The sequence below is a fragment of the Pseudomonas sp. Arb-4-2C genome, from assembly GCF_055755015.1.
In genome coordinates, this window is sequence record NZ_CM146899.1 from 5,507,767 (window position 1) to 5,524,538 (window position 16,772).

The window sequence follows — 16,772 nt, forward strand, 5'->3', positions numbered from 1 at the left end:
AGACATGAAGCACCCCGGTATTATTGCTGTTATGGGTTTGATCCGAGCTTAGCCTTGTTCATTTTTTTACACAACACCCCCGTAAAAAATACAACACGGCCTGCTCAAGCCCGCGGGTGCCAAGCGTCCAAAGGGAGCAAAACCGCCCCAAAGTGCCCCATAAATGCCCTTGCAGCGCTTTTTTAGGGCAAAAAAGGCCTCGCTTGACTTCGGCATCCCGTTCGGGTTGACTGAAACCAGAAAAGATCAATGATTGATATTTTTAACAACAAAGGTGTTGCATCATGTCGGTACCCCCGCGTGCCGTTCAGCTTAACGAAGCGAACGCGTTCCTTAAGGAACATCCTGAGGTTCTGTACGTTGACCTTCTGATTGCGGATATGAATGGTGTGGTGCGCGGCAAGCGCATCGAACGCACCAGCCTCCACAAGGTTTACGAGAAAGGCATCAACCTGCCGGCCTCTCTATTTGCTCTGGATATCAATGGCTCTACGGTGGAAAGCACCGGCCTGGGTCTGGACATCGGCGACGCCGACCGGATCTGCTATCCAATCCCCGACACCCTGTGCAACGAGCCATGGCAGAAGCGCCCTACCGCGCAACTGTTGATGACCATGCACGAACTCGAAGGTGACCCGTTCTTCGCCGATCCGCGCGAAGTGCTCCGTCAAGTTGTTGCAAAGTTTGACGAGCTGGGCTTGACCATCTGCGCCGCATTCGAACTCGAGTTCTACCTGATCGACCAGGAAAACGTGAACGGCCGTCCGCAGCCACCACGCTCGCCGATCTCCGGCAAACGTCCGCACTCGACTCAGGTTTACCTGATCGACGACCTCGACGAATACGTCGACTGCCTCCAGGACATTCTGGAAGGTGCCAAAGAGCAAGGCATCCCGGCCGACGCCATCGTCAAGGAAAGTGCCCCGGCGCAGTTCGAAGTGAACCTGCACCACGTCGCCGACCCGATCAAGGCCTGCGACTACGCGGTACTGCTCAAGCGTCTGATCAAAAACATCGCCTACGACCATGAAATGGACACCACCTTCATGGCCAAGCCGTACCCGGGTCAGGCAGGTAACGGTCTGCATGTCCACATCTCGGTGCTCGACAAAGATGGCAAGAACATCTTTGCAAGCGAGGATCCCGAGCAGAACGCCGCGCTGCGTCACGCGATCGGCGGTGTGCTCGAGACCCTGCCGGCGCAGATGGCTTTTCTCTGCCCGAACGTCAACTCTTACCGTCGTTTCGGCGCGCAGTTCTATGTGCCGAACTCGCCGTGCTGGGGCCTGGACAACCGCACCGTGGCGATCCGCGTACCGACCGGCTCTGCCGATGCCGTGCGAATCGAACACCGCGTAGCCGGCGCCGACGCCAACCCATACCTGCTGATGGCTTCGGTCCTGGCAGGTGTGCATCACGGCCTGGTGAACAAGATCGAACCGGGCGCTCCGGTCGAAGGCAACAGCTACGAGCAGAACGAACAAAGCCTGCCGAACAACTTGCGCGACGCCCTGCGTGAGCTGGACGACAGCGAGGTGATGGCCAAGTACATCGATCCGAAATACATCGATATCTTCGTCGCCTGTAAAGAGAGCGAGCTGGAGGAGTTCGAACACTCCATCTCCGACCTCGAGTACAACTGGTATCTGCATACCGTGTAAGCGGTTGTCGTGCCAGAAACAACGCCGTTGGCTATTGCAGCCCGCGGCGTTTTTTTATGGCGCAATTCTGATCTGAATGGCCGCTTTCGGCGGTTTGGTAGCAAGCCCCCTCCCACAGGGGTCTACAGCGAACAGGGATTTTTTGTAGATAGAGCTCAACTGTGGAAGGGGGCTTGCTCCCGAAGGCGTCCTGGCAGACAACACACGGCTCGGCTCGTACAATGCCCGCTGCCCCGCAGGAGACTTCCATGACGCGTCCCGCCCCCGTCCGCAAACCCCGTGCCCGCAGCCAGGCGCGAATCGATTCGATACTCGACGCCGCGCGCACGCTGCTGGCCGCCGAGGGCGTGGCCAGCCTGTCGATCTACAGCGTGGCCGAACGCGCGCAGATTCCGCCCTCCTCCGTGTACCACTTCTTCGCCAGTGTGCCGGCGCTGCTCGAAGCGCTGACCGCCGACGTGCATGCGGCGTTTCGCGCTTGCCTGCAAGCGCCGATCGACCACGATGCCCTGCGCGACTGGCGCGACCTGTCGCGGCTGGTCGAGGAGCGGATGCTGGAGATCTATGACGAAGACGCCGCCGCCCGCCAGTTGATCCTCGCCCAGCATGGCCTGACCGAAGTGACCCAGGCCGACCGGCAGCACGACATCGAACTGGGCGACCTGATGCACAAGCTGTTCGACCACCACTTCGAATTGCCGCGACTGCCGAACGATGTCGATGTGTTTGCGCTGGCGATGGAACTGGGTGACCGCGTGTATGCGCGCTCGGTGCAGCAGCATGGCCAGATCACGCCGCGCATGGCGGAGGAAGGGATGCGGGTGTTTGATGCTTATATCGGCCTGTATCTGCCGCCATATTTACCCAAGAGAATTCTTTAGCGTCCTGACCGGCCTCTTCGCGAGCAAGCCCGCTCCCCCATTTGGAATGCGGTTCCCTGTGGGAGCGGGCTTGCTCGCGAAGGCCGCGCCGCCGATGTCCAGTCAGGCACAAAAAACCCCGAAGGGCTCACGCCCTCCGGGGTTTGTTTTTTTCCACAGGCTTACAACTTGGCGATCGACACCTCGGTGGATTTCACAAAGGCGATCACCTCGCTGCCCACCACCAGTTCCAGCTCCTTGACCGAACGGGTGGTGATCACCGAAGTGACGATACCGGAGGCGGTCTGCACGTCGATTTCCGACAGCACGTCGCCGAGAACGATCTCTTTGATCGAGCCTTTGAACTGGTTGCGCACGTTGATGGCTTTGATAGTCATGATATTTCTCCTGGGGTCGAAATAAGCTGCAAGTTGCAAGTTTCAAGCGGCAAGCAAAAGCACAGCGCTTTTACTTGAGGCTTGTCGCTTGCCGCTCGAAGCTGCTTCATTGCGCCCAACGCAATTGCGTAGGCAGGGGTGAAACAGGTTCCGGCTCGGGCGGTTCACCGGGCAGGGACAGAACACGGTTGAGTACTTCGGTTTCCAGCGCCGCCAGTCGGTGCGAACCACGCACCCGAGGGCGCGCCAGCTCCACGTGCAGATCGAGACCGACTTCGCCGTCCTCGATCAGAATCACTCGGTCGGCAATCGCCACCGCTTCGCTGACGTCGTGGGTCACCAGCAGCACCGTGAAGCCGTGCTGCTGCCACAAACGCTCAATCAGTTGCTGCATCTCGATCCGGGTCAGGGCGTCCAGCGCACCCAGTGGCTCGTCGAGCAGCAGCAGGCGCGGTTGGTGGATCAGCGCCCGGGCCAAGGCCACGCGCTGCTTCTGCCCGCCGGACAAGGCGGCCGGCCACTCGTTGGCGCGATCGGCCAGACCGACCGATTCCAGCGCTTGCAGGGCCTGCGGACGCCAGTTGCCCTTGAGGCCGAGACCGACGTTGTCGATGATCTTTTTCCACGGCAGCAGCCGTGCTTCCTGAAACATCAGCCGGGTGTCTTCCCGCGCATCACTCAGCGCTGCGGCGCCGGCCAGCAGGTCGCCGCCAGTCGGTTGGTCGAGGCCGGCGAGCAAACGCAGCAAGGTGCTCTTGCCGCAACCGCTGCGCCCGACCACCGCAACGAATTGCCCCGCCGGAATGTGCAGGTCGATGTTGCGCAGCACCTGCCGCGCACCGAAGGTTTTCTGCAGGTTGCGCACCACCAGCGGAATTCCGCGCAGCAGGCGTGGAGGTTGTTGAGCAGTCATGCCGCACCTCCCTTGGCAACCTGATAGGCCGGATGCCAGCGCAGCCAGACGCGCTCAAGGCCACGGGCAGCGAGGTCAGCGAGTTTGCCGAGCACCGCGTAAAGCAGGATCGCCAGCACCACCACGTCGGTCTGCAAAAACTCGCGGGCATTCATTGCCAGGTAGCCAATGCCGGAGCTGGCGGAAATGGTTTCGGCAACGATCAGCGTCAGCCACATGAAGCCCAGCGCGAAGCGCACACCGACCAGAATCGAAGGCAGCGCGCCCGGCAGAATCACCTGCCAGAACAGGCTGAAACCACTCAAGCCATAACTGCGCGCCATCTCTACCAGCGCCGGGTCGACGTTGCGGATGCCGTGGTACGTGTTGAGGTAGATCGGGAACAAGGTGCCCAACGCCACCAGGAAAATCTTCGCCGACTCGTCGATGCCGAACCACAGGATCACCAGTGGTATCAGCGCCAGGTGCGGCACGTTGCGGATCATCTGCACCGAGCTGTCGAGCAAGCGTTCGCCCCACTTCGACAGGCCGGTGATGAAGCCCAGCGCCAGACCGATGCTGCCGCCGATGGTGAAGCCCAGCGCCGCGCGCCAGCCGCTGATTGCCAGGTGCGTCCAGATCTCGCCACTGTGCACCAGACTGACACCGGCCTCGATCACCGCCACCGGTGCCGGCAGGATCCGCGTCGACAACCAACCGGCCGACACCGACAACTGCCACACCGCCAGCAACAACACCGGCAACGCCCAGGGCGCGAGGCTGTGGATGATTTTCTTCATGGCGCGCCTCAGCTCTGCGACGCGGCTTTGGGAAGAATGTCGTTGGCGACCATCTCGCCAAACGGGCTGACGTAGCCGGCGCTTTTCGGCAGTTCCGGGCGCTCGACATCAAGGTGCGGAAACAGCAATTCGGCGACCCGATACGACTCTTCGAGGTGTGGATAACCGGAGAAGATGAAGGTATCGATACCGAGATCCGCGTATTCCTTCACGCGCGCCGCCACAGTCGGGCCATCGCCGACCAGCGCCGTGCCGGCACCACCGCGCACCAGACCGACGCCAGCCCACAGGTTCGGGCTGACTTCGAGATTGTCGCGACTGCCGCCGTGCAGCGCGGCCATGCGTTGCTGACCAACCGAATCGAAACGCGCCAGCGACGCTTGAGCACGAGCGATGGTGTCGTCATCCAGGTGCGAGATCAGCCGATCTGCCGCCTGCCAGGCTTCAGCGTTGGTTTCGCGGACGATCACATGCAGACGAATGCCGAAGCGTACGGTGCGTCCGAGCTTGGCGGCTTTGGCGCGAACCTGCTCAATCTTCTCGGCCACCGCTGCGGGCGGCTCGCCCCAGGTCAGGACCATCTCGACCTGTTCGGCGGCCAGGTCCTGCGCCGCTTCCGACGAGCCACCGAAGTACAGCGGCGGACGCGGTTGCTGGATCGGCGGATAGAGCAGCTTGGCGCCTTTCACGCTGATGTGTTGGCCGTCGTAATCAACGGTTTCACCTTCCAGCACCCGGCGCCAGATGCGGGTGAATTCCACCGAGGCCTGATAGCGCTCCTCGTGACTGAGGAACAGACCGTCGCCGGCCAACTCTTCCGGGTCACCGCCGGTCACCAGATTGAACAGCGCACGGCCGCCGGACAGACGATCCAGCGTGGCCGCCTGCCGCGCCGCGACCGTCGGGGAAATGATCCCGGGGCGCAGGGCAACGAGGAACTTCAGACGCTGAGTCACCGGGATCAGCGACGCGGCCACCAGCCACGAGTCTTCGCAGGAACGCCCGGTGGGAATCAGCACACCGCCGAAACCCAGACGATCCGCCGCTTGCGCGACCTGTTGCAGATAACCGTGGTCGACGGCGCGAGCGCCTTCGGCGGTGCCAAGGTAATGGCCGTCGCCGTGGGTAGGCAGGAACCAGAAGATGTTGAGGCTCATGGAGTGGTCTCCTTGGGGATTCGAATTACTGGGCTTGGGTAACCGAGCTTTGGGCCACAGCGGCTGGTGGTGTCCAGATCACATCCTTGATGCTCAGCGGCTTGGGAATCAGCTTGAGCTGGAAGAACGTGTCAGCGATTTTCTGTTGCGCGGCGACCACTTCCGGGGTCAGGAACAGCGCACCGTAGCCTTGGCGTTTCACCGAGGTCAGGGTGATGTCCGCCGGCAGGCCGAGCAGCGGCGCGACCTGTTGAGTCACGTCTTCAGGGTTGGCTTTGGACCACTCGCCGACCGCGCGCACTTCCTCCACGAGGGTCTTGATCACCTGAGGATTTTTCTCTGCGTAAGGTTTGGTCGCGAGATAGAACTGGTGGTTGTCAACGATGCCTTTGCCGTCGCGCAGGGTGCGCGCTTGCAGCTGTTGCTCGGCGGCGGCCTGGTACGGGTCCCAGATCACCCAGGCGTCGACGCTGCCACGTTCGAATGCGGCGCGGGCATCGGCCGGCGGCAGGAACACGGTCTGGATGTCGGTGTATTTGAGGCCGGCATCTTCCAGCGCGCGCACCAGCAGGTAGTGGACGTTGGAGCCTTTGTTCAGGGCGACTTTCTTGCCTTTCAGATCCGCCACCGATTTGATCGGCGAGTCTTTCGGCACGAGGATCGCTTCGCTGTTCGGCGCGGGTGGCTCGTAAGCGACGTAGAGCAGATCGGCGCCAGCGGCCTGGGCGAACACTGGCGGGGTTTCGCCAGTGACGCCGAAGTCGATCGAGCCGACATTCAGGCCTTCAAGCAGTTGCGGGCCACCGGGGAATTCGGTCCATTGCACGTCGACGCCTTGAGCGGCCAGACGCTTTTCCAGGGTGCCTTTGGCTTTGAGCAGCACCAGCGTGCCGTATTTCTGATAACCGATCCGCAGCACGCCTTCATGGGTAGAAAGCGCTTGAGCTTGAGTGATGGCGCCGAAGGTGACAGCCGCAGCAAACAGAGCGACCAGACCACGACGCAAAAGTACAGTGCGCATAGCGCTCTCCTTTTTGCTGTTGGGTTGTGGCTGCACCTGCTTGCCCGTTGGCGGGCGAGTAAGGCCAGTACTTCAATTTCGATGAGGCTTAAATGCTCCAGCGAGCACTCAACAAACGTTCATTCAACAAGCCCGGCTCCAGCGGTTTCGGCCGGCGGGCCATGGCACTGACAAATTGGTCCAGCGCTTCATGCAGACGCTGCTCCAGCGCCGGCGCCAGTTGCGCCTGGGCACTGCCTTCGCCGTACGCGATCTGGCTGTCCTCGGCGAAAATGCCCTGCAGCATTTCCTGCGCTTTCAACGCCGACAGCACCGGTTTGAGGGCGTAATCGACCACCAGCATGTGGGCGATGCTGCCGCCGGTGGCCATCGGCAAAACAATCTTGTGGTTCAGGGCGCGCTCGGGCAGCAGGTCCAGCACGGTCTTCAGCGCGCCGGAAAACGACGCTTTGTAGACCGGGGTGGCAATCAGCAGACCGTCGGCGCTTTCAATCTGGGCCAGCAGGTCGAGCACCTTCGGGCCGTCGAAGCGGGCGTGGAGCAGGTCTTCGGCCGGGAAGTCCCTGACCTGATAACTCACCACTTCCACCCCCTGCTCCTGCAACCAGCGTTGCGAGCGCTCCAGCAACACTCCAGAGCGGGAGCGTTGGCTGGGACTGCCACCGAGTGAGACGACCAGCATTCAGACGATTCCTTGCGCGTTACAGGCGATTCGCAGGTTGCGATCTCGCTTCGATGGAGTGACCTTACCAGCTGATTTATATATCCATAAATCATATTTATTCATTTGGTTATGCATTTAAGCGATATATGATCTGCTTTTCAGCGGGCAAAAAAACAGGCCGTGGAAACGGCCTGAAATCCCCTGCTTTGTGGTTCTGAATTCTGGATTGCCTGGACTGACGCCTTCGCGAGCAGGCTCGCTCCCACATTTGAAATGCAACCCCCTGTGGGAGCGAGCCTGCTCGCGAAAGCGCTGGCAGCTACACCGCAAATCTCACTGACTTACTTGTTCGGCTGTGGTGTCAGGCGCAGATACGGCTTCACCGCGCGATAGCCTTTCGGGAAGCGTCGCTTGATTTCGTCTTCATCCTTGAGCGACGGCACGATCACCACCTCTTCACCGTCCTGCCAGTTGGCGGGTGTAGCCACCTTGTAGTTGTCGGTGAGCTGCAACGAATCAATTACCCGCAAGATCTCGTGGAAGTTGCGCCCGGTGCTCGCCGGGTAGGTGATGGTCAGGCGGATCTTCTTGTTCGGATCGATCACGAACAGCGAACGCACGGTCAGCGTGTCGCTGGCGTTCGGGTGGATCAGGTCGTAGAGATCGGAGACCTTGCGGTCGGCATCGGCCAGGATCGGGAAGTTGACGATCGTATTCTGGGTTTCGTTGATGTCCTCGATCCACTTGTGGTGCGAGTCCACCGGATCGACCGACAGCGCAATGGCTTTGACGCCGCGCTTGCTGAACTCATCCTTGAGCTTGGCGGTGAAACCCAGCTCGGTGGTGCACACCGGGGTGAAGTCGGCCGGGTGGGAGAACAGCACGCCCCAGCTATCGCCCAGCCACTCGTGGAAACGAATCTTGCCGGCGCTGGAATCCTGTTCGAAGTCGGGGGCGATGTCGCCGAGTCTGAGGCTCATGGTGCTGCTCCTGATGAGTTGTTGGAGAACTCAACTGTAGCTCGGGATTCGCCATCATGAAAAAGAATAAATAACTAGATATCTAGAACCTAAAGGAATATTAAACATCGTTCACTGGACGCTCGCCGGCATCGCGACGAACATCGCTCTCAAGGTTCGAGAAGGCCTTGAGTAGCTGCAAAGAGGGGAATTTCGGGAAGGGCTTACGGGGGTGAGTCTGACTCGAAAATGCAAAAGCCCCGTCCGGCACGGTGCCGGACGGGGCTTTTTTACATCAGCAGCTTGAACGCGCTATTACAGCAGCGGGATCGAGTAGCTGACGATCAGGCGGTTTTCGTCCTGGGAACGGGTGTTCGCCAGGTCGGTACGCCACATAGCGTTTTTCCAGGCTACGCCGAGGTTTTTCAGCGGGCCTTCAGGGATCACGTAACCAACGGTCAGGTCACGTTCCCACTCGGTTTTTTCGCCCAGCGGGGTGTCGATGTTGTTGCCACGCAGGTAGATCAGGTTGGCGGTCAGGCCAGGAACGCCGATCTTGGCGAAATCGTAGCCGTAGCGAGCCTGCCAGGTACGCTCGCCAGCACGGGCGAACTTCTGGATCTGCATGTCGGTGATGGTGCTGTTGGACGAGCCGTCACCCTGGTTCAGCCAAGGGAAGTCGCTGTCGCCCTTGGTGTACTGGTAGCCGGCACCGAAGGTGTGACCTTCAACCGAGTACAGTGCCAGGTAGCTGTACAGGTCGTTGTCGACCTTGCCCTTGACGGTTTTGCCACCGTAGTAACCGCTGGTGTAGTAGGCAGAAGTATCGCCGTTGGCACCGTTGTCACGGCTGCGGTAGTAACGCAGGTCGCTTTTCAGTACGCCCGGGCCGATGCCCCAGTTGTGTACCAGACCCAGGAAGTTCTGCGAGTAGAAGTCTTTCAGCTCGCCGTAGTAGTACGAAGCGGTCAGATCTTTGTTGATCTTGTAGTCAGCACCACCGTAGTAGAACTTGTTGCTGAACACGCCCTTGTCGTAGTTCGAACCAGCGTTCGCGCCGGCAATCGACATGTTCTCGTTGTTGCTGGAGTTACGACCTTTCACGGCCTCAACCTGACCGGCAGTCAGAGTCAGGTCCTTGAATTCGTTCGAGGTGATCGCTTCGCCCTGGAAAGTTTGCGGCAGCAGACGACCGTCGTTGTACTTGATGACCGGGTTGTTCGGCATCAGGGTACCGACCTTCAGCTCGGTCTGAGAGATCTTGACCTTGCCGGTCACGCCCAGGCTGGCGAAGTCATTCACAGCGCTGTTGCCGTCGCTTGGGAACACAGTGCCACCCGACGACGTACCAGCGGCGTTGCCGCTCTTGGCCGGGCTGGAATCCAGACGCACGCCGTACAGGCCGATCGCGTCAACACCGAACTGCACGGTGCCTTGGGTGTAACCCGAGATGAAACGCAGATCGAAGCCTTGGCCCCACTCTTCGTTCTTGTTCGGGCCAGTGCCGTCACGGTTGTCGGTGTTGATGTAGAAGTTGCGCAGGCCCAGAGTGGCCTTGCTGTCTTCGATGAAACCGGCGGCGCCTGCCTGCTGCGCCAAAACCCCTACGGCCACAGCCAGGGCCAAGGTGGACTTGTTCATGTAAAGCTCCTCTCGTTTCTAATTCTTGTGTTCCTGGTCCTGGTCGAATGCCCGGATCCGTAGGTTCGCGATTAGCGCCAGAGCGTGACTGACAAGTCAATCGTAACCTTGTGTGTCTACGACCAAGGTCTAATCGCAGTATTTGGGTCCCTGCACAGTACTGACTTTCCTGATAACCCCAAAAAGAATTATTTCATTCTTTTTTATATCATCTGAGTATATGGCCCAGTAGTGGCCACCTGCAGCGCAACACAGGATATCGGCTACTAAGCTAATTACTAAATGGTATTTGTTCGCCTATTTTTAGATCGATTAGCGTTGACGTTTCCAAATCACGTCAAACCCTATCCAAAAGGCGACGCCATCATGGCCAAACGGGCACTATCTAGTCAATTTGTTACAGTTTGTGTGTCGGTAATAATTTCTTTCTCCGCCCAAGCCGCCAACCTCACTGTTGGCTATCAAACCGGTATCGACCCGAGCAAAGTTCCTCAGGCTGATGGCACCTACGAGAAAACCATCGGCCAGCAGATCGACTGGCGACGCTTCAATAGTGGCCCGGAAGTTGTGACAGCCATTGCATCGGGCGATGTGCAGATCGGCAATCTTGGCTCCAGCCCTTTGGCAGCGGCTGCTTCGCGCAATCTGCCGATCGTCGCGTTCATTGTTTCAGCGCAGATCAATGCCGCCGAAGCCTTGGTGGTACGCAATGGCAGCGGGATCAACACCCCGCAGGATCTGGTCGGCAAGACCATCGCCACACCCTTTGTCTCCACCTCCCACTACAGCCTGCTCGGCGCACTCAAGCACTGGGGCCTGGACACCAGCAAAGTCAAAGTGGTGAACCTGCAACCCGCGGAAATCGCCGCGGCGTGGAAGCGCGGCGACATTGACGGCGCGTTTGTCTGGTCGCCGGCATTGGGAGAAATCCGCAAGACCGGCAAGACCCTGACCGATGCTGCACAAGTCGGCCAATGGGGCGCGCCGACCTTTGAAGTCTGGGTCGCACGCAAGGACTACGCCGAGAAACATCCTGAGGTGGTGGCCAAATTTGCCAAGGTCACTCTAGACGCGTTTGCCGATTACGCCAGCCATAAAGACAGCTGGACGGCGGACTCGGAACCGGTGCAGAAAATCGCCAAACTGACCGGCGCCAATGCCGCGGACGTGCCGGAGTTGCTGGCCGGTTCGGCCTTCCCGGATGCCAAGGCGCAGCAAACTGCCGCGCTGCTGGATGGCGGCACGGCCAAGGCGATTGGTGAAACGGCGAAGTTTTTGAAGGAACAGGGCAAGGTTGAGACGGTGCTGCCGGATTACTCGCCTTACGTGAGTGCAAAGTTTGTAACCGAAAACAATTGAATATGTGGCGAGGGGATTCATCCCCTCGCCACAAAAGTCCTCACATGCTGTCAGAGGGTCTTTTCGAAGATTTTCGAGTTGCGCTGATAGTTGTAAAGCGACGCCCGCGCCGCTGGCAGGCGCTCGACGCTGCTCGGCTCGAAACCGCGTTCGCGGAACCAGTGCGCGGTGCGAGTGGTGAGGACGAACAGGGTTTTCAGGCCTTGCGCCCTGGCCCGGGTTTCGATGCGTTCCAGCAACTCATCACCGCGACCGCCATGCCGGTACTCAGGGTTTACCGCCAGGCACGCCAGCTCGCCGGCATCCGAATCGGCAATCTGATACAGCGCCGCACAGGCGATGATCATGCCTTCACGCTCGACCACGCTGAACTGCTCGATCTCACGCTCCAGCACCTCACGCGAGCGACGCACCAGAATCCCCTGCTCTTCCAGCGGGCTGATCAAGTCGAGCAAACCGCCGACGTCTTCAATCGCCGCCTCGCGCACCCGTTCGAATTGCTCTTGCGCAACCAGCGTACCGCCACCGTCACGGGTAAACAGTTCGGTCAGCAGCGCGCCGTCTTCGGCATAGCTGACGATATGGCTGCGCGCGACACCGCCACGACAGGCCTCGGCGGCAGCATCCAACAGTTCTGCCTGATAGTTGCTGCTGCCCAGACGCTGCAGATGCGCCGGCACCTGTTGCGGACGCAGTTCGCGCACCAGTTTGCCGTTCTCGTCGATCAGACCGAGGTCGGCACCAAACAGCAGCAATTTGTCAGCGCCCAGGTCGATGGCGGCGCGGGTGGCGACGTCTTCGCAGGCCAGGTTGAAGATTTCACCGGTCGGCGAATAGCCCAACGGCGAGAGCAGCACGATCGAGCGCTCGTCGAGCAGACGATTGATGCCTTTGCGGTCGACCCGGCGCACCTCGCCGGTGTGGTGATAGTCGACACCTTCCAGCACGCCGATCGGCCGCGCCGTGACCAGGTTGCCGCTGGCTACCCGCAGGCGCGAGCCCTGCATTGGCGACGAGGCCATGTCCATCGACAGCCGCGCTTCGATGGCGATGCGCAACTGGCCAACCGCGTCGATCACGCACTCCAGCGTCGCCGCATCGGTGATGCGCATGCCGTGGTGGTAGTGCGGGGTCAGGCCACGGGCGGCGAGGCGGGTTTCAATCTGCGGGCGCGAACCATGGACCAGCACCAGACGCACGCCAAGGCTGTGCAACAGCACGAGGTCGTGGACGATGTTGCCGAAGTTCGGGTGCTCCACGCCGTCGCCGGGCAGCATGACGACGAAGGTGCAATCGCGGTGGGCATTGATGTAAGGGGACGCGTGACGAAGCCAATTGACGTATTCGGGCATGAACCTGGGCCTGTAATAAATAGCAGCCGGAAAAAGGGCGAAACGGAAAACGCACAGCGGGCTGATGGTTATCGTCGGAACAGGCTTGGCGACACGCGCGCTCTCCTCATGAATACGGGTTGGGGTGCTGGCAATTTACAGCGTTTGGTCAGGCAAAACACAGTCCTCCTGTGGGAGCGGGCTTGCTCGCGAAGGCGTCGTGTCAATCGACATGGATGGACCTGACACTCCGTCTTCGCGAGCAAGCCCGCTCCCACAGGGGGCATCATCGTTCGTCAGTCGTGAGGCAGTAATGTTCAATCAACTGCCGCAATAGCTGCACGGTAGGCTGCAAACGTGACATTTCAAGGTACTCGCCGGGCTGATGTGCACAGGCGATGTCGCCGGGGCCGAGCACGATGGTTTCGCAGCCAAGGCGCTGAAGATAAGGCGCTTCGGTGCCAAACGCTACTGCTTCGGCGCGGTGACCGGTGAGCTTTTCAGCGATGCGCACCAATTCGGCGTCTTCGGCCTGCTCAAACGACGGCACTTCCGGGAACAACGGTTTGTAATCGATCTTCACCTGATGCCGCTCGGCCACCGGATTGAGCTTGCGCAGAATCTCCGCACGCAGGACTTTGGGGTCCATGCCCGGCAACGGGCGCAGGTCGAATTCCAGCGAACACTGGCCGCAAATGCGGTTGGGGTTGTCACCGCCATGGATGCAGCCGAAGTTCATGGTCGGTTGCGGCACGCTGAATTGCGGGTTGTTGAACTCGCGCTGCCACAACAGGCGCAGGCCGCGCAGTTCGCCGATGGCGTCGTGCATCGCTTCGAGGGCGCTGTGGCCCAGGCGCGGATCCGACGAATGGCCGCTCTGCCCGAGAATGTCGATGCGCTCCATCATGATGCCTTTGTGCATGCGGATCGGCTTGAGCCCGGTCGGCTCGCCGATCACCGCCGCGCGCCCAATCGGACGACCGGCCTCGGCCAGCGCCCGGGCACCGGACATCGAGCTTTCTTCATCACAGGTGGCGAGGATCAGCAGCGGTTGCTTGAATGGCTGGTCAAGCAGTGGCTGCACGGCTTCGATGATCAGGGCAAAAAAGCCCTTCATGTCGCAACTGCCCAGCCCGACCCAGCGGCCGTCGACTTCGGTGAGCTTCAGCGGATCGGTCTGCCACAGCGCATCGTCATAAGGAACGGTATCGCTGTGCCCGGCCAGGACCAGGCCGCCGGGGCCGCTGCCGAAACTGGCAAGCAGGTTGAATTTACCGGGGCTGACCTGCTGGATATCGCAGCTGAAGCCCAGATCACCCAGCCAACCGGCGAGCAAATCGATCACCGCCCGGTTGGACTGATCCAGGCTCGGTTGGGTGCAACTGACCGACGGTGAGGCGATCAGTGCAGCGAACTGGTCTTGCATGGATGGCAAAGGCATCGCTGACTCCAACTCCCGATTTGAAGTCCATCATAGAGCCATCCGGCGCCAGGAATAAACCGCCGCAGGGCGTAGGACGTATCAGTCCTGTACACTGCACGGCCTTGGCAGCCACACATTCCCCCGGCTGCGCTCCCGATCCTGGATTTTCCGGCCATGCAGAAAGAAACCGAAATCAAACTCCGCGTCAGCCGCGAAACCCTCGCCGCCCTGCGCGAGCACCCGTTACTGAAAAAACGCAACAAAAATGGCTGGGAACGCCGTGAGTTGATGAACCAGTACTTCGACACCCCCGAGCGCGATCTGGCCCAGGCCAAAGTCGCCCTGCGTCTGCGCAAGGACGGTGACGAAGTGATTCAGACCCTCAAGACCCGCGGCCAGAGCGTTGCCGGCCTGTCCGAGCGTAACGAGTACGACTGGAAGTTGCCCAAAGCCAAGCTCGACGTGAAGAAACTCGACGGCGAATGCTGGCCCGAGTCGCTGGCCGAGCTCGACAAGAAAACCCTGAAGCCGATCTTCACCACCGACTTCGTCCGCGAGCGCGCCGAAATCGCCTGGGGCCGCGGCAAGGCCAAGGTGGTCATCGAAGCCGCACTGGACCTCGGCCACGTAGTGGTCGGCAAACAGAAAGAAGAAATCTGCGAGCTGGAACTGGAACTGCGTGAGGGTGAGCCGGCGGCACTGCTGGAACTGGCCGCTGAACTGGCCGAAACCCTGGCCCTGATGCCGTGCGACATCAGTAAGGCCGAACGCGGCTACCGTCTGTACGACGCCAACAGCTATTCGCTGAGCCTGCCAGCGCCGCAGCTGACGCCGGAAACCCAACTGGACGACGCCTTCGCCGCGCTCTGCTGGCACCTGCTCGGCAGCAGCCAGCGTCTGGCTGAACAATACCGTTTCAACGGCCACTGGCGCCTGCTGCTGGACTGGGTCGAGAACCTCGCGGAAATGCGCGCCCTGCTCAGCAGCCTCGGTCAGGCTGCACCGCGTCCTGCGACGCACGACTTGCGTGTGGCACTCGATGCATTGCTCGAAGACTGGCGCCCGCTGGTTCAGGTCGGCATCGAAGACGAAGACGTGCGCAAGGCGGCGCCGGAGCAGTTCCTCGAAGAACTGGAAGACCCGCGCTGGGGCCTGTTCTCGCTGACTGCGTCGCGCTGGCTGCTGGCCCGCACCTGGACCGCCGAGCGCAACACCCGTGGCAATCGTCAGGGCGCCGCGCAACTGCACAGCTGGTTGCCACGTCTGTTGGGCGAAGAGGCTACGTCCCTGCAATTGCAGCGTTATCAGCAGCAACCGGAAGATCTGGCCGAGCAACTGCCGCGCATCGAGCGCATCCAGGTCTGGCTGCACCACGCGCGCAACGTGCTGGAGATCCCGGAAATGGATCGCCTGTACGGCGAGCTGAACAAACTGGCGCAACTGGCCAACGAGCCGACGATCACTGACGAACTGCTCGATGCGCGCAAGCAGCAGGCGATTGCGGTTTACCAGAATCGTGCCTGGAAAATGCTGCTGCGCATGTAACACAGCTTTCGCGAGCAGGCTCGCGCCCACAGGGGATTGCATTCCAACGGTGGGAGCGCGCCGGCTCCGGGCGGCGATCCGACGAAGCGGCCTGCACAATCAACGTATGACTGGCAGGCTCGTTGTCGACTTGATCTCCGACAGCGCCACAATCGAGTTCACTTCCTGTATCCCCGGCACCAGCGACAGCTTCTCGAAGAAGAACCGCTCATACGCCTCGATGTCCGCCGCGACAATGCGCAACAGAAAATCCACCGCCCCCATCAGCACATAACACTCCAAAACCTCCGGAAAGCCACGAATCGCCTCGGTGAATTCGGTGAAGTTCGAACGCCCGTGGGCGTTGAGTTTGATCTCGGCGAAGATCTGCGTGTTCAGGCCGATCTTCTTGCGATCAAGCAAAGTCACCTGACCGCGAATGATCCCCTCCTCCTTCATCCGCTGAATCCGCCGCCAGCACGGCGACTGCGACAGGCCCACCTGTTCGGCGATCTGTGCGCTGGACAGCGAAGCGTCCTCTTGCAGCAGAGCGAGTATCCTGCGGTCGTAACTGTCCAGCTCGCTGTGCATAGAAAAACCTCAAATGCCAGATATTACGAATTGATCTTTTCGATCGCTCGCCAATAACACCGATTTTAGCCAAGAAATACCCGACACCGAATGTAAAAATTTCTCCAGTGATTTTGGAGACTTGCCATGCCGCACCTTGAAGCCGTGAACAGCACCCCGACCCGCGCCGACGTCTGGAACGTGAGCAATGCCCATTGCCTGGCGCAATATCAGATTCTTGCCGAGGCTGAACCGGATCTTTTGGTGCGGGTGCTGAATCTGTTTGCGCTGCAATTTCTGACGCCCGTCCAGGTCAACGCCGAGCGCCTGGACGATCTGCTGTCGATCGATATGACTATCGACGGACTGAGCTGGCATCGCGCCGAAGTGATTGCGGAAAAACTTCGTAACCTGATCAGCGTCTGCTCGGTGAACCTGCAAAACGCCGACGCGGCGTGGAATACGCCCGCGCAAGCGGCGGGCTGACAAATCCGGCAACGGCTTTGTCGGGT

At 60.3% G+C, this 16,772-nt stretch carries 16 protein-coding genes; 5 read left to right on the forward strand and 11 right to left on the reverse strand.

What is annotated here, in order from left to right; all coding sequences use genetic code 11:
* Window positions 1–284 precede the first annotated feature (284 nt).
* Together AC0J41_RS25065 and AC0J41_RS25070 are read left to right on the forward strand one after the other, a co-directional pair.
* A complete protein-coding gene (locus AC0J41_RS25065) occupies window positions 285–1,661 on the forward strand; it encodes a glutamine synthetase family protein (protein WP_003229254.1) in 1,377 nt (458 codons plus the stop codon).
* A 248-nt stretch (window positions 1,662–1,909) separates the two neighbouring features.
* Complete coding sequence (locus tag AC0J41_RS25070; protein ID WP_025112028.1) at window positions 1,910–2,542, forward strand: TetR/AcrR family transcriptional regulator; 633 nt, start codon at window positions 1,910–1,912, stop codon at window positions 2,540–2,542.
* A gap of 161 nt (window positions 2,543–2,703) precedes the next feature.
* Here the strand turns inward: AC0J41_RS25070 and AC0J41_RS25075 are convergent, their stop codons facing one another.
* The 8 genes from AC0J41_RS25075 to AC0J41_RS25110 all read right to left on the reverse strand — a co-directional run bounded on the left by AC0J41_RS25075 (window position 2,704) and on the right by AC0J41_RS25110 (window position 10,053).
* The gene (locus AC0J41_RS25075) at window positions 2,704–2,919 is read right to left on the reverse strand and encodes a TOBE domain-containing protein (protein WP_003229256.1); all 216 of its coding nucleotides are present in this window, start codon (window positions 2,917–2,919) and stop codon (window positions 2,704–2,706) included.
* A 106-nt stretch (window positions 2,920–3,025) separates the two neighbouring features.
* Window positions 3,026–3,832, reverse strand: a complete 807-nt coding sequence (ssuB, locus tag AC0J41_RS25080) for an aliphatic sulfonates ABC transporter ATP-binding protein (RefSeq protein WP_473013863.1) — start codon at window positions 3,830–3,832, stop codon at window positions 3,026–3,028.
* On the reverse strand, window positions 3,829–4,611 hold the full coding sequence (ssuC, locus tag AC0J41_RS25085) for an aliphatic sulfonate ABC transporter permease SsuC (protein ID WP_473013864.1): 783 nt from the start codon (window positions 4,609–4,611) through the stop codon (window positions 3,829–3,831). Before ssuC ends, ssuB begins: the two co-directional genes overlap by 4 nt.
* Window positions 4,612–4,619: 8 nt before the next feature.
* Window positions 4,620–5,768 (reverse strand): FMNH2-dependent alkanesulfonate monooxygenase, encoded by a 1,149-nt coding sequence (gene ssuD / locus AC0J41_RS25090; RefSeq protein WP_025112025.1) that lies wholly within the window; start codon window positions 5,766–5,768, stop codon window positions 4,620–4,622.
* 25 nt (window positions 5,769–5,793) lie between these two features.
* A complete protein-coding gene (locus AC0J41_RS25095; RefSeq protein ID WP_473013865.1) occupies window positions 5,794–6,789 on the reverse strand; it encodes a sulfonate ABC transporter substrate-binding protein in 996 nt (331 codons plus the stop codon).
* 88 nt (window positions 6,790–6,877) lie between these two features.
* The gene (gene ssuE / locus AC0J41_RS25100) at window positions 6,878–7,471 is read right to left on the reverse strand and encodes an NADPH-dependent FMN reductase (RefSeq protein ID WP_473013866.1); all 594 of its coding nucleotides are present in this window, start codon (window positions 7,469–7,471) and stop codon (window positions 6,878–6,880) included.
* A 323-nt stretch (window positions 7,472–7,794) separates the two neighbouring features.
* A complete protein-coding gene (locus AC0J41_RS25105) occupies window positions 7,795–8,433 on the reverse strand; it encodes a peroxiredoxin (protein ID WP_025112022.1) in 639 nt (212 codons plus the stop codon).
* Between the two features lie 294 nt (window positions 8,434–8,727).
* The gene (locus AC0J41_RS25110) at window positions 8,728–10,053 is read right to left on the reverse strand and encodes an OprD family porin (protein ID WP_025112021.1); all 1,326 of its coding nucleotides are present in this window, start codon (window positions 10,051–10,053) and stop codon (window positions 8,728–8,730) included.
* Window positions 10,054–10,419: 366 nt separating this feature from the next.
* On the opposite strand from AC0J41_RS25110, the gene tauA reads away from it, so the two are divergent.
* Window positions 10,420–11,412: a taurine ABC transporter substrate-binding protein gene (tauA, locus tag AC0J41_RS25115; protein ID WP_473013867.1), complete on the forward strand. Its 993-nt coding sequence runs from the start codon at window positions 10,420–10,422 to the stop codon at window positions 11,410–11,412.
* Window positions 11,413–11,462: 50 nt separating this feature from the next.
* On the opposite strand, the gene argA is transcribed toward tauA, so the two are convergent.
* Entirely contained in the window at window positions 11,463–12,764 is a 1,302-nt protein-coding gene (gene argA / locus AC0J41_RS25120) for an amino-acid N-acetyltransferase (protein WP_025112019.1), read from the reverse strand.
* Between the two features lie 265 nt (window positions 12,765–13,029).
* Complete coding sequence (argE, locus tag AC0J41_RS25125) at window positions 13,030–14,184, reverse strand: acetylornithine deacetylase (RefSeq protein WP_473013868.1); 1,155 nt, start codon at window positions 14,182–14,184, stop codon at window positions 13,030–13,032.
* 156 nt (window positions 14,185–14,340) lie between these two features.
* Between argE and AC0J41_RS25130 the strand changes: the two genes are divergently transcribed.
* Window positions 14,341–15,711, forward strand: coding sequence for a CYTH domain-containing protein (locus tag AC0J41_RS25130; RefSeq protein WP_025112017.1), 1,371 nt, complete (start codon window positions 14,341–14,343; stop codon window positions 15,709–15,711).
* Between the two features lie 99 nt (window positions 15,712–15,810).
* Here the strand turns inward: AC0J41_RS25130 and AC0J41_RS25135 are convergent, their stop codons facing one another.
* Complete coding sequence (locus AC0J41_RS25135) at window positions 15,811–16,281, reverse strand: Lrp/AsnC family transcriptional regulator (protein ID WP_473013869.1); 471 nt, start codon at window positions 16,279–16,281, stop codon at window positions 15,811–15,813.
* 126 nt (window positions 16,282–16,407) lie between these two features.
* On the opposite strand from AC0J41_RS25135, the gene AC0J41_RS25140 reads away from it, so the two are divergent.
* Window positions 16,408–16,746, forward strand: a complete 339-nt coding sequence (locus AC0J41_RS25140; protein ID WP_025112015.1) for a hypothetical protein — start codon at window positions 16,408–16,410, stop codon at window positions 16,744–16,746.
* Window positions 16,747–16,772 lie beyond the last annotated feature (26 nt).